Below are 13990 nucleotides of genomic sequence, written 5' to 3' on the forward strand. Positions count from 1 at the left end.
CCCGGCCGGAACCGGATGCCGCGGTCCGAACCCGCCCGGGCAACCGCAGCAGGGCGCGGGGAACCGCGCGGAGCGGAAGGGCGGCACCGTTGCCGGCCTTCCCGTGCGGTGCCACGGCCCTCGGCGAGGACGTCCGGGCAAGGGTCCTCCCGTTTCGCGCAGTTCCCCGCGCCCCGCACCCCGCACCCCGCACCCCGCACCCCGGTGCAGCTTCCCCGCGGTTCCGCGGAACGCCGGAGGCCCGGCTCCTCCCGCCCACCCGGCGGGAGGAGCCGGGCCTCCGGGAGCGACTCGCGTCAGTGGGAGTGGCCGTGGCCGCCGTGCGAGTGGCCGTGACCGTTGTCGGCCTCCTCCTCCTTCTTCTCCACCACGAGGGTCTCGGTGGTGAGGAGCAGGGAGGCGATGGAGGCGGCGTTCTCCAGGGCCGAGCGGGTGACCTTGACCGGGTCGATGACGCCGGCCTTCACCAGGTCGCCGTACTCGCCGGTGGCGGCGTTGTAGCCGTGGCCGGTCTCCAGGTCGGCGACCTTGGAGGTGATGACGTAGCCCTCCAGGCCGGCGTTCTGGGCGATCCAGCGCAGCGGCTCGGCCAGCGCCTTGCGGACGACCGCGACACCGGTGGCCTCGTCGCCGGACAGGCCGAGGCCGCCGTCGAGGACCTTGGCGGCGTGCACGAGGGAGGCGCCGCCACCGGCGACGATGCCCTCCTCGACCGCGGCGCGGGTCGCCGAGATGGCGTCCTCGAGGCGGTGCTTGCGCTCCTTCAGCTCCACCTCGGTGGCGGCGCCGACCTTGATGACGCAGACGCCGCCGGCCAGCTTGGCCAGGCGCTCCTGCAGCTTCTCGCGGTCCCAGTCGGAGTCGGTGGAGGCGATCTCGGCCTTGATCTGGCCGACGCGGCCGGCCACGGCCTCGGAGTCGCCGGCACCGTCGACGAGGATGGTCTCGTCCTTGGTGACGGTGATGCGGCGGGCGGTGCCGAGCACGTCCAGGCCGGCCTGGTCGAGCTTGAGGCCGACCTCCTCGGAGATGACGGTCGCGCCGGTGAGGACGGCGATGTCGCCGAGGATCGCCTTGCGGCGGTCGCCGAAGCCGGGGGCCTTGACGGCCACCGCGTTGAAGGTGCCGCGGATCTTGTTGACCACCAGGGTGGACAGCGCCTCGCCGTCGACGTCCTCGGCGATGATCAACAGCGGGCGGGAGCCGCCCTGCAGGATCTTCTCCAGCAGCGGCAGGAGCTCCTGGATGGAGGAGATCTTGCCCTGGTTGATCAGGATGTACGGGTCGTCGAGGACCGCCTCCTGGCGCTCCGCGTCGGTCACGAAGTACGGCGACAGGTAGCCCTTGTCGAACTGCATGCCCTCGGTGAACTCGAGCTCGACGCCGAAGGTGTTGGACTCCTCGACGGTGATGACACCGTCCTTGCCGACCTTGTCGATCGCCTCGGCGATGAGCTCGCCGACCTGGGTGTCCTGGGCGGAGAGGGACGCGACGGCGGCGACGTCGTCCTTGCCCTCGATCTCGCGGGCCACCGAGAGCAGGTGCTCGGAGACGGCGGCGACGGCCTTGTCGATGCCCTTCTTCAGGGCGGCCGGGCCGGCGCCGGCGGCGACGTTGCGCAGGCCCTCGTTGACCAGGGCCTGGGCGAGCACGGTGGCGGTGGTGGTGCCGTCGCCCGCGACGTCGTTGGTCTTGGTGGCGACCTCCTTGACCAGCTGCGCGCCGAGGTTCTCGTACGGGTCGTCGAGCTCGACCTCGCGGGCGATGGTCACACCGTCGTTGGTGATGGTGGGGGCGCCGAACTTCTTGTCGATGACGACGTTGCGGCCCTTGGGGCCGATGGTCACCTTGACCGTGTCGGCCAGCTTGTTGACACCGCGCTCCAGCGAGCGGCGGGCGTCCTCGTCGAACTGCAGGATCTTCGCCATGTTCCCGTTTCCTCAGGGTCTTACGGATGGACCAACAAGCACGCCCCGGCCCGGGTCAGTGCTGACGCGGTTCCGGGGCGGGCCGTTACGGCTTACTTCTCGATGATGGCGAGAACGTCGCGGGCCGAGAGGACGAGGTACTCCTCGCCCTGGTACTTGACCTCGGTGCCGCCGTACTTGGAGTACAGGACGATGTCACCGACGGCGACGTCGAGCGGCAGGCGCTGGCCGTCCTCGAAGCGGCCCGGGCCGACGGCCAGGACGACGCCCTCCTGGGGCTTCTCCTTGGCGGTGTCCGGGATAACCAGGCCGGAGGCCGTGGTGGTCTCGGCGTCGAGCGGCTGGACCACGATGCGGTCCTCGAGCGGCTTGATGGCAACCTTGCTGCTGGTGGTCACGTCCGAGCTCCCCTTCGGAGATTACGGGGTTGTCTAACAGGGAAGGGCGATGTCCGCAGGCCTGCCGTCGCGGGGGTCAGGCGCGCTCCGTCGCGTTGGCACTCCCCTGGGGGGAGTGCCAGGAACGACCATAGGCCGCCGTTAGCACTCAGTCAACCAGAGTGCCAACGCCAGTCGCCCGGTGTCCCCGGGTGCGGGTGAGTAGCCGTACTCATGTGCGACGCCGGCGCGGCCGGGACGATGGCTGCATGACCGCGACCCGACCCTCCGTCACCCGGGACCTCCTGCACACCGCCTGGCTGCTCGCCGTCGAGACGGCGCTCGGCACCGGAGCGGTGTACGCCCTGATCGTCCTGCTGTTCGCGCTGGCCACCCCGGGCAGCGGCATCGGCGTGGTGGCGGCGTGCATCGGCGTGTTGGTCGCCGCGGTGGCCGTGCCGCTCACCGCGGTCGCGGTGAGCGTGCGCCGCGGGTACCGGATCGCACCGGTGGCCCTGGTGGTCGTCGGACCGGCGCTGGTCTCCGGCGCGCTGTCCGTGCTCGGCCGCTGAGCGGCGGCCGCGCCCCGGACCCGGGGAGACCCGGGGAGACCTGGGGAGACCTGGGGAGACCCGGGAGAGAATGGCCGGGTGGAGATCGAATCGTTCCGGGCGCTGCTGACCGACGAGGGGCGGGCGCTGCTCGCCGAACTGCGGGAGTTCACCCCCGACCGGGAGCTGGCGCTGGCCACCCGGCTGCGCCGGGACCACCCGGCGGAGCTGGTGCGGGCCGCCTTCGAACAGGCGCGGCTGCGGCAGCGTGCGCGGGCCAAGTTCGGCGCGGACGCCGACCTCATGTTCTTCACCCCGAACGGCGTCGAGCAGGCGACCCGGCGCAGCGTCGCCGAGTGGCGGGCGGCCCGGTTCGCGGGTCTGGGCGTGCGGCGGCTGGCGGACCTGTGCTGCGGCATCGGCGGTGACGCGATCGCGCTGGCCCGGGCCGGGGTGTCGGTGCTGGCGGTGGACCGGGACCCGCTGACCTGCGCGGTGGCCGCGGCCAACGCGGCGGCGCTCGGCCTCGCCGGGCTGGTGGAGGTGCGCTGCGCGGACGTCACGGAGGTGGACACCGACGGCTTCGACGCGGTGTTCACCGATCCGGCGCGGCGCACCGCGCGCGGGCGGGTCTTCGACCCGGAGGCCTACTCGCCGCCGCTGTCCTGGGCTCTGGAGGCGGCACGGCGGACGCCGTTCGGTGCGCTGAAGGTCGCCCCGGGGATCCCGCACGAGCTGGTGCCGGAGGGCGCGGAGGCGGAGTGGGTCTCCGACCACGGCGAGGTGAAGGAGGCGGTGATCTGGTTCGGCACCGCGGCGGCGGCGCCGTACCGGGCGACGGTGCTGCCGGGCGGCGGCAGCCTCTCGGGCACCGGCGACCGGGCCGGGGCCGGCCCGGTCGGCCGCTACCTGTACGAGCCGGACGGCGCGGTGATCCGGGCCGGCCTGGTGGCGGACGTGGCACGCAGCGTGGGCGGCCGGCTGGTCGACCCGCAGATCGCGTACGTGACGGCGGACGAGCTGGTGCCGACCCCCTTCGCCCACGCGTACGAGATCGGCGAGGTGCAGCCGTACAACGTGAAGCGGCTGAAGGCGCTGCTGCGCGAGCGCGGCGCCGGCACGGTCGTGATCAAGAAGCGCGGGATCGCCGTCACCCCGGAGGAGCTGCGCCGGCAGTTGAAGCCGAGCGGCCCGCACGAGGTGACGGTGATCCTCAGCCGGACGGACGACGGCCCGCTGATGATGCTGGGTCAGCCGGCCGCGATGTAGTCCTCCAGGCGGCCGACGGCGAAGCCCTGCTCCTGGATGCGGGCCAGCAGTTCGCCGAACATCGTGGTCATCGTCTCGCCCTTGAGGTCCTTGGGGCCGCGGAAGTGGGCGAGGATGATGTCGCCGGGGCGGAGCTTCTTGTCGGCGGCCTGGTACTGCATGTCGTGGATCTGCATGGACTCGCGCCAGAGCACCACGGCGCGCGGCCCGCAGGCGCGGACGGCGGCGCCCAGCGACGGGGTGTGCGCGCCGTCGCCGTACGGCGGGCGGAAGAGCGTCGGGGCGGTGCCGTACTGCTCGGTGAGCGCGGTCTGGGCCTCGCAGACCTCGGACTTCTGCCGCTCGGGCGAGAGCCGGCTCATCGCGGGGTGGTCGACGGAGTGGTTGTGGATGCGGTTGCCGAGGGCCTGCAGCGGCTTGAAGTAGCCGTAGTCGCCGCGGACGATGTCCCGGGTCAGGAACATCGAGAACGGCACCTTGAGGTCGGTGGCCATCTCGACGAACTTCGGGTCCTTCTCGGCGCCGTCGTCGATGGTGATGAAGACGACCTTGTCGGTGGTCCGCACCTCGCTGAAGACCGGGACTGGCCCGGTGGCGGTCAGCTTGACCGGCTTGTCGGCGGGGGCGGCCGGGGCCGCGGGCAGCGGCTTGAGGCCCCACTTGGCCCACGCGGCCGGCCGGTCCTGGGCGGCGGGCGCGGCCGCCGCGGTGGTGCCGGGTGCGGAGGAGGCGGGCCGTGAGGGCGGCGCCTGGGCCCCCCGGTGCCGTGCGCCGCTGCCGCAGGCGGTGAGTGCCACCAGCAGGACGGCCGCCCCCGCGGCACAGGACATGGACCTCTTCGGCAACGTGCGCTCCCCCCACCCGGCCCGGCGGCGGTGCGCGCCGGGTCCAGCGTTCTCTCAGGAGGGCACGCTACTCGACGTGCGCACGGGTGAACGACCAGCGGTGGACGGGTCGCGCGGTCAACCCGTCCGGCGGATCGGGGAGGTGCGCCGGCTCGCCCGTCCACCAGGTGACGAGCAGCACCCGGTCGCCCTCCGCGGTGAGCAGTTCGAGGCGCTCGGGGGCGGCGGCGCGCAGGCCGGGCAGCACCTCCTCGCGCACCCACCGCTCCAGTTCGGCGGCCCGCCCCTCGGCGGCGCGGGCCTCCCACATGAGGGCGCGGGTCACCGCAGCGACTCGTGCGCGTGTGCGTGGAACTCGGTGTGCGGGACGTGCACCTCGGTGACCGGCAGCGAGGAATCCGCGGACAGGTCGAAGGCGGAGGGGGTGCGGCCCCGGCGGACCATCTCGGAGCCGAGCGCGGCGACCATGGCGCCGTTGTCGGTGCACAGGCCCGGGCGGGGCACCCGGAGCACGATGCCGGCCCGGTCGCAGCGCTGCTGGGCCATCTCCCGCAGCCGGGAGTTGGCGGCGACGCCGCCGCCGATCATGAGGTGGTCGACGCCGTTGTCCTTGCAGGCGCGGACGGCCTTGCGGGTGAGCACGTCGGTGACGGCCTCCTGGAAGGACGCGGCGACGTCGGCGACCGGGACCTCCTCGCCGGCCCGGCGCTTGGCCTCGACCCAGCGGGCGACGGCGGTCTTCAGACCGGAGAAGGAGAAGTCGTAGGCGGGGTCGTTCGAGGCGCTGAGGCCGCGGGGGAAGGCGATGGCCTTCCCGTCGCCGTCGCGGGCGGTGCGGTCGACGTGCGGGCCGCCGGGGAAGCCGAGGCCGAGCACCCTGGCGACCTTGTCGAAGGCCTCGCCGGCGGCGTCGTCGATGGTGGCGCCGAGCGGGCGGACGTCGCTGGTGATGTCGGAGGAGAGCAGCAGCGAGGAGTGGCCGCCGGAGACCAGCAGCGCCATGGTCGGCTCGGGCAGCCGGCCGTGCTCCAGCTGGTCCACGCAGATGTGCGAGGCGAGGTGGTTGACGCCGTACAGCGGCTTGTCGAGGGCCCAGGCGTAGGCCTTGGCGGCGGAGACGCCGACGAGCAGGGCGCCGGCGAGGCCGGGGCCGGCGGTGACGGCGATGCCGTCGAGGTCGGTGGCCTTGACCCCGGCGGTGTCGAGGGCCCGCTGGATGGTCGGGACCATCGCCTCCAGGTGCGCGCGGCTGGCGATCTCGGGGACGACGCCGCCGTAGCGGGCGTGGTCGTTGACGCTGGAGGCGACCGCGTCGGCGAGCAGGGTGGTGCCGTGGACGATGCCGACGCCGGTCTCGTCGCAGGAGGTCTCGATGCCGAGGACGAGCGGTTCGTCAGCCATTCTTCGGGTCCTTCGAATCGTGCGTGGGATGGTCGAGGCGCATGACGAGCGCGTCGACGTTCGCGGGCTGGTAGTAGCCGCGGCGGACGCCGACCGGCTGGAAGCCGAACCGCTCGTACAGCCGCTGGGCGCGCAGGTTGTCGACCCGGACCTCCAGCAGCAGTTCGGCGCAGCCGCGGCGGGCGGACTCCTCGACGAGGTCGGTGAGCAGCGCGGTGCCGAGGCCGGCGCCCTGCAGGCGCTCGTCGACGGCGATGGTCTGGACGTCGCCCTCGGTGCCGACGGCCATCAGGCCGGCGTAGCCGACGATGCGGTCGTCCTCGGTGGTGGCGACGGTGTAGTGGCGGGTGCCGCCGGGGTGGGCCTCGGCCAGTTCGGACCAGTACATGGCGGGCGACCAGGCGTCCTCGGGGAACAGCCGCAGTTCGAGGTCCATGACCGGTTCGATGTCCCACCACCGCATCGGGCGGAGGATCACGTCCATCCAGCGCCCCTCTCCGCGGCGGGCCGGCGGGTCATGCGGGGAGCACCGCCTTGTACCCGGCCGGGACCTGGGCGTCGGGGCGGCGCAGGTAGAGCGGGGCGTTGGGCAGCAGGTCGCGGCCGGCGGCGAGTTCGGTGGCGGCGAAGTCGGCGAGGGCGCCGGCCGAGACGTGCTCGGGGCCGGTCGCGCCGGGGAAGGTGTCGGGGTAGAGCAGGGCGCCGGCGCCGACCGAGCACTGCGGCGGGGCCAGGTCGCCGGGACGGTCGACGGCGGGGCCCTGTGTCCGGGTGCCGTCCTCGTCGTAGGCGGCCCAGTAGACCTCCTTGCGGCGGGCGTCGGTGGCGGCGGTGAACGGGCCGGTCAGCCCCTCGCGGCGGGCCTGGTGGGCGATCGCGTCGAGGGTGCAGACGCCGTGCACGGGCAGGCCGAGCGCGTGGCCGAGGGCGGCGGCGGTGACCAGGCCGACCCGCAGGCCGGTGTACGGGCCGGGGCCCACGCCGACCGCGATCGCGGTGAGCTCGCGCTTGTCGACGCCGGCGGTGCGCAGGACGTCGCCGATGGTGGGCAGGAGCAGCTCGCCGTGCCGTCTGGCGTCGACCTCGTAGGACTCGGCGAGGACGGTCGTGCCGTCGTGGACGGCGGCGGTGACGGCGGGGGTTGCGGTGTCGAACGCGAGCAGCAGCACGGCATCAAGGTTAGAGGGTCGGCGGGGGCCCTCGCCCCTGCGGTGCGGGGTGGACGACCGCGGCGGCGGCTGCGGCGGTGTCCGGGGGTGGGAACACACCATCGGATCGCGCCATCGGGCGGGCGCGGACCTGGCACGATGGGGCGGACACGGGCAGCGAGCGGTGGGAGCGTGCGTGGTGAGGACGGTTCCGGGCGTGGTGGTCGCCGGGCTGACGGCGGGGGCCGTGGCGGTGGTGGCACTCCTGGCCGTCCAGGCGGAGGGGGCTCAGTCGCGGGCCGAGGAGGCCCGGACGGCGGTCGGCGCGACCGCCGGCCCGTCGCCGACCGCGCCGGCTCCGACCGCGTCGATGCCGGCGCTGCCCGCCTCGTCGGGGACGGGCTACCGGGTGGTGTACTCGGTCTCGCAGCACCGGGTGTGGCTGGTCGACCCGCGGAAGGACCCGCAGCTGCAGGCCTCGTTCGCGGTGACGCCGGGCTCGGTGGAGCCCACCCCGGGCAGCTACAGCGTGTACAGCCGGACGGCGACCGGGAAGGGCACCGACCACCGGCAGATCGAGCACGTGGTGCGGTTCACCGAGCAGGGCGGGGTGGTGTTCGGCTTCGGTTCGGCGGTGGACGGCTCGACGGCGCCGCCGGACGCGGGCCTGCGCACCGGCGGGATCCGCTCGTCCCGGGCGGACGGGCAGGTGCTGTGGGACTTCGCGCCGACCGGTACCCGGGTCTTCGTCGCGGAGTAGCAGCCCTCACGGAGTAGCAGCCCTCACGGAGTAGCAGCCCTCACGGAGCAGCGGCCCTCGCCGAGCAGCCGCTGCCGGGGGAGCCCCGGCCCGGGCCGGGGCTCCGGCCGGTGCCGTTCCGCGCGGGCCGCGGTGCGGTGTCAGGCCGCGCGCGGCGGCGCGGTGGGCTCCGGGTGGTCCTGCACCGCGGGCTGCGGGCGCGCGGGCGGGGTGGAGACGGCGGCGGCGGACGCGCAGGAGGCCAGCAGGGCGCGCATCGGGACCTCGCCGGGCCGGGCCGCGGTGTCGTCGGGACGGTCCTGCGGCGTGGGTGCCGCAGCGGGGGTGGTGCTCGCCATCGGGGCGCCTCCCTAGTTAGGCAGACCTAACCGCAGTTCCCATCCCATCACGAGGGCAGGCCGGGCCGCAACACCTTCCCGACGCCGTGTCGGGAAGTGTCGGAGTGTCGCGGGCGGGGAGGTGCCGGGGCGTGCCGGCGGGATCAGCCCCGGTCGAGGACGGCGAGGTCGACGCCGTCCCAGCGGCCGCCGAGGCCGGTCACGGTGACCCGGCGCGGGTCGAGGTCGTCGGCCTCCTCCGCGGCGCCGCCGATCGCCCGGTGGATCCGGACCTCCAGGCGGTCCTCGCTGAGCTGCTCGACCTTGCCCTCGCCCCACTCGACGACGACCACCGACTCGGGCAGCGACACGTCCAGGTCGAGGTCCTCCATCTCGTCCAGGCCGCCGCCGAGCCGGTAGGCGTCCACGTGGACGAGGGCCGGGCCGCCGCCGAGCGGCGGGTGGACGCGGGCGATCACGAAGGTCGGCGAGGTGACCGCGCCGCGCACGCCGAGGCCCTCGCCGAGGCCCCGGGTGAGCGTGGTCTTGCCCGCGCCGAGCTCCCCGTGCAGCAGTACCAGGTCGCCGGGGCGCAGCAGCGCGGCGAGGCCCTTCCCGAGCCGGCCCATCCGCTCGGGGGTGGCGACGGTGAGGGTGAGCTGGTTGCCCATGGGGGTGTCGGTGTCCTTCCGGGTGGCGGCGGGGCCGCGGTCAGGGGTGGGGGCTCGGGTCGGGCGGGGCGGGGACGCCGGCGTGTCCGGCGGCGCGCCGCAGCAGCCCGGCCAGGTACCGGTCGACCTCGGCGGGCCGTTCCAGCATCAGCAGGTGTCCGGTCTCGGGGAGGACGACCAGCTCGGCGCCGGGCAGTGCCCGGGCGATCTCCTCGCTGTGCGCGGGCGGGGTGAGCAGGTCCTCCGTCCCGGCCAGGACGAGGACGGGGACGCCGTCGAGGGCGGCCAGCGCGGCCTTCTTGTCGTGCAGGCCGAAGGCCGGGTAGAACTCGGCGACCACGTCGATCGGGGTGGCGTCGAGGAGCTGTTCGGCGAACCGGACGACCTGCGGGTCGACGTCCTTGGAGCCGAAGGAGAAGCGGCGGTAGAAGACCGCGGCGACGTCGGCGCCGATCCGGCGGGTGGCCTCGACGAGTTCGACCTGGCGGCCGAGCAGCCGGACGGTGGCGGGGGCGAGCTTGCGCAGCAGCCGGGCGCCGGCCGCGGGCAGGCCGAGGGTGACGGAGTTCCAGTCGCCGGCCAGGGTGCCGACCAGGCCGACCCCGGCGACCCGTTCGCGGAACAGCTCCGGGTGCTGGTCGGCGAGGGCCATCACGGTCATGCCGCCCATGGAGTGGCCGACCAGCACGACCGGGCCCTCGGGGGCGACGGCGTCGAGGACGGCCTTGAGGTCGCCGCCGAGCTGGTCGATGGAGGCGGGCTCGCCGGCCAGGTAGGAGCGGGAGCGCTCGGAGCGGCCGTGGCTGCGCTGGTCCCAGAAGACCAGCCGCAGGCCCTCGCGGAACGCGGCGCGCTGGAAGTGCCAGCTGTCCTGGTTGAGGCAGTAGCCGTGGCAGAAGACGACGGTCAGCGGTGTCGGGGTGTCGGCGGGGGCCGCCTCGGCGGGCCGGCCGGCCCGGGCCAGGGCGCCGGTGCCGCCGAGCAGGCCGGGCAGTCCGGTGCGGTCGACGCCGGCGGTGCCGCGGCGCCGGGTGAACCAGGCGCGGCGGCGCTGGCCCTCGTCCTCGGGCTGCTCGGGCCGCCCGGCCGGTCCGGGCACCGCCTCGTCCCAGCCGGTGCCGTCGAGCTCGACGTACAGCTCGGTGCCGTCGGGGGCGGTGACGGTGCGCGGGCGGCCGCGCAGCGAGCCATACGGGGCGGCGGCGTCCAGCTCCTCGCGGGCGCGGCGGCGCATCGAGCGGCCGACGGTGAGGCGCTCGACGGCGACGCCGGCGGCGGCACCGGCCGCGACCACGCCGAGCGATATGCCGATCAGGCCGGCCCTGCTCACGCCGCCGGAGGCCGCCCCGGCGGCCTTGGCCACCACGGCGACCGGATTCCCGTCGGCGCCCTCCGCCATCAGAGGCCCGACCCGTCCCCCGCGCCCACGTAGCGGCGCGGCACCCGGGAGCCGATCCGGGTGACGATCTCGTACGAGAGGGTGCCGCAGGCGCGGCCCCAGTCCTCGGCGGTGGGCTCGCCCCGCTCGCCGCTGCCGAAGAGCAGGACCTCCTCGCCGACCGGCGGGGTGTCGCCGCCGAGGTCGACGACGAACTGGTCCATCGCGACCCGGCCCGCGACGGTGTGCCACTTGCCGGAGATCTGGACGGGGCCGGTGTTGGAGGCGTGCCGCGGGATGCCGTCCGCGTAGCCGACCGGGACGAGGCCGAGGGTGGTGTCGCCGGGCGTCGTGTAGTGGTGGCCGTAGCTGACCCCGTGCCCGCCGGGGACGGTCTTGACCAGGGCGAGCCGGGCCGTGAGCGACATCACGGGGCGCAGCCCGAAGTCGGCGGGGGTGCCGATGTCCGGCACCGGGGAGAGGCCGTACATGGCGAGGCCGGGCCGGACGAGGTCGTAGTGCGACTGCGGCAGCAGCAGGGTGGCCGGCGAGTTCGCCAGGTGCCGGACCTCGGGCCGCACGCCCTGCGCCTCGGCGTGCGCGACGGCGGAGGCGAAGCCGTCCAGCTGGACCTGGACGGAGGGGTGGCCGGGCTCGTCGGCGGCGGCGAAGTGCGACCAGAGGCCGACGACCTCGATCAGGCCCTCGGCCTGGGCGCGCAGGGCGGCGGCGACCAGCTCGGGCCAGTCGTGCGGCTGGCAGCCGTTGCGGCCGAGGCCGGTGTCGGCCTTGAGGTGGACGCGGCCGGGCACGCCCGTCTCGCGGACGGCGGCGAGCAGTTCGTCGAGCGCCCAGCGGCCGCTGACGGAGACGTCGACGTGCGAGCGCAGCGCCTGGGCCCAGGGGCCGCCCGGGGTCCACAGCCAGCACAGGATGCGGGCCTGCTCGGGGCGGATGCCCGCGGCGCGCAGGGCGAGCGCCTCCTCGGGGGTGGCGGTGCCCAGCCAGCGCACGCCCGCGGCGACCGCCTCGCGGGCGCACGGCAGCGCGCCGTGGCCGTAGGCGTCCGCCTTGACCACGGCCATCAGCGCGGCATCGGTGCGGGCCCCCAGCGCGGCGAGGTTCTCCCGCAGGGCGGCCAGGTCGATGGCCGCCTCGGCGCGGACCCCGTGGGTGAGGGCGGGAGTTCCGGTCGTCTTCGCAGTTGTCATCGCCTATCAGTCTCCCAGACCGGCGCCGCTGCCCGGCTCACGACCCCGGCCGGGCCCGGCGGTCGTCAGTGGGAGACGCGTGAAACGGAGCATTTGGTTCCGCGGAACGGTACCCTCCCGCCGCCCGGGCGGCGCGGCCGGTGTCAGCGCCCGGCGGCCGCCGAACGCACCGTCCGCCAGGCTTCGGGCAGCGCCTCCGCGACGTCCAGCGCGGCGGCCGGGGCCCCCGCGGCGGCCGTCCGGCCGGCCAGCCCGTGCAGGTGGGCGGCGACGGCGCCGGCGTCCAGCGGGCCGAGGCCGGCGGCCATGAGCGATCCCGCGAGACCGGACAGCACGTCGCCGCTGCCCGCCGTGGCCAGCCAGGACGTGCCGGTCGGATTCACCCGGACGGCGCCGTCCGGCCCGGCGACCACCGTAGTGGAGCCCTTGAGCAGCACCGTCGCCCGGTAGGCCGCGGCGAGCCGCCGCGCGGTCGCCAGCCGGGCCGCCGCGAGGCCGTCCGCGGCGGGCGGCGCACCGCCCTCCGCGCCAGCCAGCAGCCGGGCCGCCTCCCCGGTGTGCGGGGTGAGCAGGGTGGGCGCGGACCGGCCGGCCAGCGCGTCCGGGCCGAGCCGGGCGAGCTCGGTCAGCCCGTCCGCGTCGACCAGCACCGGCACGTCCGCCGCCAGCACCTCGGGCAGCAGCTCCCGCACGCCCTCGCCGGAGCCGGGGCCGACCACCCAGGCCTGCACCCGGCCGGCCTCCGCGGGCCCGCCGGCGGTCACCAGCGCCTCCGGGAAGCGCCGCACCACCTCGGCCGCGGCCGTCCCCGCGTAGCGGACGGCGCCCGCCCCGCCGCGCAGCGCCCCGGCCACGGCCAGCACCGCCGCCCCCGGGTAGCGCGCCGAGCCGGCCGCGACGCCGACCACGCCGCGCCGGTACTTGTCGCTCTCCGCGCCGGGCAGCGGCAGCAGCGCCGCCGCGTCCGCGTGCTGCAGCACGGCGACCGGCGCCGGCGGCAGCTCCAGGCCGATCCCGACCAGCTGCAGCACCCCCGCGTACGACGCGCCGGGGTCGATCAGCAGCCCGGGCTTGTAGGTGCCGAAGCAGACCGTCACGTCCGCCCGCAGCGCCGTGCCGGGCACCTCGCCGGTGTCCGGGTCGACGCCGCTCGGCACGTCCACCGCGACCACCCGGCCGCGCCGCGGCAGCGCCGCGTACGGCTGCGCCTCGGGCCGCAGCCCGCCGCGGCCGCCGATCCCGACGATGCCGTCCAGCACCAGGTCGGCCCGCTCGAACTCGCCCTGATCCGCCGTCACCCGGCCGCCGGCGGCGAGCAGCGCGGCGAGACCGGCGGCGTGCGCCTTCTCCGGCGAGAGCAGCACCGCGGACACCCGGGCGCCGCGGCGGGCCAGCCGGGCCGCGGCGTACAGGGCGTCACCACCGTTGTCCCCGCTGCCCGCCAGCACCAGCACCCGGCTGCCGTACACCCGCGGGAGCAGCCGCGCGCAGGTCGCGGCGAGGCCGGCGGCGGCGCGCTGCATCAGCGTGCCCTCCGGAAGCCGGGCCATCAGGTCGGCCTCGGCGGACCTGACCTGTTCGACGGTGTGTGCGCGGCGCATCGGCGGCCTCCCGTGGCGTTGGGGCGTCCCGGGGCCGCTCGCGCTAGCCCTCGGCGATCACCACCGCCGACGCTACGCCCGCGTCGTGGCTCAGCGACACGTGCCACGACCGGACGCCGAGGGCGGCGGCCCGCTCGGCGACCGTGCCGGTGACCTTCAGCACCGGCCGGCCGGAGTCCTCGGTGTGCACCTCGGCGTCCGTCCAGCGCAGCCCGGGCGGCGCGCCCAGCGCCTTGGCCAGCGCCTCCTTGGCGGCGAACCGCGCCGCGAGCGAGGCGGTGCCCCGGCGCGCCCCGGACGGCAGCGTCAGCTCGGCCCCGGTGAAGAGCCGGTCCGCGAGGTGCGGGGTGCGTTCCAGCGACTCCCCGAACCGCGCGATCTCCGCGACGTCGATCCCGACCCCGATGATCACCCGTGGACTCCTTCTCCGACACCGGCCGCTGCCGGGGACTGTACGGCACACTTTCGAGTGAGAACCGCTTCGAGCCCCCTCCGGTACCGATCCGTACGCCTACCGTGTGCCCCGGCGCCGA

16 protein-coding genes are annotated in these 13990 nt (G+C 75.5%); 3 read left to right on the top strand and 13 right to left on the bottom strand.

From position 1 onward, the window contains the following. Positions 1 to 296 precede the first annotated feature (296 nt). A complete protein-coding gene (groL, locus tag AB0O09_RS06075) occupies positions 297 to 1928 on the bottom strand; it encodes a chaperonin GroEL (RefSeq protein ID WP_263104981.1) in 1632 nt (543 codons plus the stop codon). A gap of 92 nt (positions 1929 to 2020) precedes the next feature. After that, a complete protein-coding gene (gene groES, locus AB0O09_RS06080) occupies positions 2021 to 2326 on the bottom strand; it encodes a co-chaperone GroES (protein ID WP_014136232.1) in 306 nt (101 codons plus the stop codon). 248 nt (positions 2327 to 2574) lie between these two features. On the opposite strand from groES, the gene AB0O09_RS06085 reads away from it, so the two are divergent. Further along, the gene (locus AB0O09_RS06085) at positions 2575 to 2877 is read left to right on the top strand and encodes a hypothetical protein (RefSeq protein WP_363540432.1); all 303 of its coding nucleotides are present in this window, start codon (positions 2575 to 2577) and stop codon (positions 2875 to 2877) included. A 78-nt stretch (positions 2878 to 2955) separates the two neighbouring features. Further along, on the top strand, positions 2956 to 4125 hold the full coding sequence (locus AB0O09_RS06090) for a class I SAM-dependent methyltransferase (RefSeq protein ID WP_363540433.1): 1170 nt from the start codon (positions 2956 to 2958) through the stop codon (positions 4123 to 4125). Here the strand turns inward: AB0O09_RS06090 and AB0O09_RS06095 are convergent. The 5 genes from AB0O09_RS06095 to tsaB form a co-directional block, all read right to left on the bottom strand. After that, positions 4107 to 4955 carry a polysaccharide deacetylase family protein gene (locus tag AB0O09_RS06095; RefSeq protein WP_363540434.1) on the bottom strand — a complete coding sequence of 283 codons (849 nt, stop codon included), beginning with the start codon at positions 4953 to 4955 and terminating at the stop codon, positions 4107 to 4109. The genes AB0O09_RS06090 and AB0O09_RS06095 overlap by 19 nt on opposite strands. An 82-nt stretch (positions 4956 to 5037) precedes the next feature. Then, complete coding sequence (locus AB0O09_RS06100) at positions 5038 to 5295, bottom strand: hypothetical protein (RefSeq protein ID WP_363540435.1); 258 nt, start codon at positions 5293 to 5295, stop codon at positions 5038 to 5040. Then, on the bottom strand, positions 5292 to 6371 hold the full coding sequence (gene tsaD / locus AB0O09_RS06105) for a tRNA (adenosine(37)-N6)-threonylcarbamoyltransferase complex transferase subunit TsaD (RefSeq protein WP_363540436.1): 1080 nt from the start codon (positions 6369 to 6371) through the stop codon (positions 5292 to 5294). Before tsaD ends, AB0O09_RS06100 begins: the two co-directional genes overlap by 4 nt. Continuing rightward, a complete protein-coding gene (gene rimI / locus AB0O09_RS06110) occupies positions 6364 to 6855 on the bottom strand; it encodes a ribosomal protein S18-alanine N-acetyltransferase (protein ID WP_344621502.1) in 492 nt (163 codons plus the stop codon). Before rimI ends, tsaD begins: the two co-directional genes overlap by 8 nt. 31 nt (positions 6856 to 6886) lie before the next feature. Beyond that, the gene (gene tsaB / locus AB0O09_RS06115) at positions 6887 to 7540 is read right to left on the bottom strand and encodes a tRNA (adenosine(37)-N6)-threonylcarbamoyltransferase complex dimerization subunit type 1 TsaB (protein WP_363540437.1); all 654 of its coding nucleotides are present in this window, start codon (positions 7538 to 7540) and stop codon (positions 6887 to 6889) included. A 175-nt stretch (positions 7541 to 7715) separates the two neighbouring features. On the opposite strand from tsaB, the gene AB0O09_RS06120 reads away from it, so the two are divergent. Then, positions 7716 to 8279, top strand: a complete 564-nt coding sequence (locus AB0O09_RS06120) for a hypothetical protein (protein ID WP_363540438.1) — start codon at positions 7716 to 7718, stop codon at positions 8277 to 8279. Between the two features lie 140 nt (positions 8280 to 8419). Here the strand turns inward: AB0O09_RS06120 and AB0O09_RS06125 are convergent, their stop codons facing one another. From AB0O09_RS06125 to AB0O09_RS06150, 6 genes are all read right to left on the bottom strand, one after another. Then, positions 8420 to 8617, bottom strand: a complete 198-nt coding sequence (locus AB0O09_RS06125) for a hypothetical protein (RefSeq protein WP_363540439.1) — start codon at positions 8615 to 8617, stop codon at positions 8420 to 8422. Positions 8618 to 8760: 143 nt separating this feature from the next. After that, positions 8761 to 9267, bottom strand: coding sequence for a tRNA (adenosine(37)-N6)-threonylcarbamoyltransferase complex ATPase subunit type 1 TsaE (tsaE, locus tag AB0O09_RS06130; protein ID WP_344621498.1), 507 nt, complete (start codon positions 9265 to 9267; stop codon positions 8761 to 8763). Between the two features lie 40 nt (positions 9268 to 9307). Beyond that, the gene (locus AB0O09_RS06135) at positions 9308 to 10666 is read right to left on the bottom strand and encodes an alpha/beta hydrolase (protein WP_363540440.1); all 1359 of its coding nucleotides are present in this window, start codon (positions 10664 to 10666) and stop codon (positions 9308 to 9310) included. Further along, the gene (gene alr, locus AB0O09_RS06140; protein WP_344621496.1) at positions 10666 to 11856 is read right to left on the bottom strand and encodes an alanine racemase; all 1191 of its coding nucleotides are present in this window, start codon (positions 11854 to 11856) and stop codon (positions 10666 to 10668) included. Before alr ends, AB0O09_RS06135 begins: the two co-directional genes overlap by 1 nt. A 143-nt stretch (positions 11857 to 11999) precedes the next feature. After that, positions 12000 to 13457, bottom strand: a complete 1458-nt coding sequence (locus AB0O09_RS06145; protein WP_363540441.1) for an NAD(P)H-hydrate dehydratase — start codon at positions 13455 to 13457, stop codon at positions 12000 to 12002. Positions 13458 to 13500: 43 nt separating this feature from the next. Then, the gene (locus AB0O09_RS06150; RefSeq protein ID WP_363540442.1) at positions 13501 to 13869 is read right to left on the bottom strand and encodes a holo-ACP synthase; all 369 of its coding nucleotides are present in this window, start codon (positions 13867 to 13869) and stop codon (positions 13501 to 13503) included. Positions 13870 to 13990: the final 121 nt, after the last annotated feature.

This window comes from Kitasatospora sp. NPDC093679 (assembly GCF_040683455.1).
GTDB lineage: Bacteria > Actinomycetota > Actinomycetes > Streptomycetales > Streptomycetaceae > Kitasatospora > Kitasatospora arboriphila.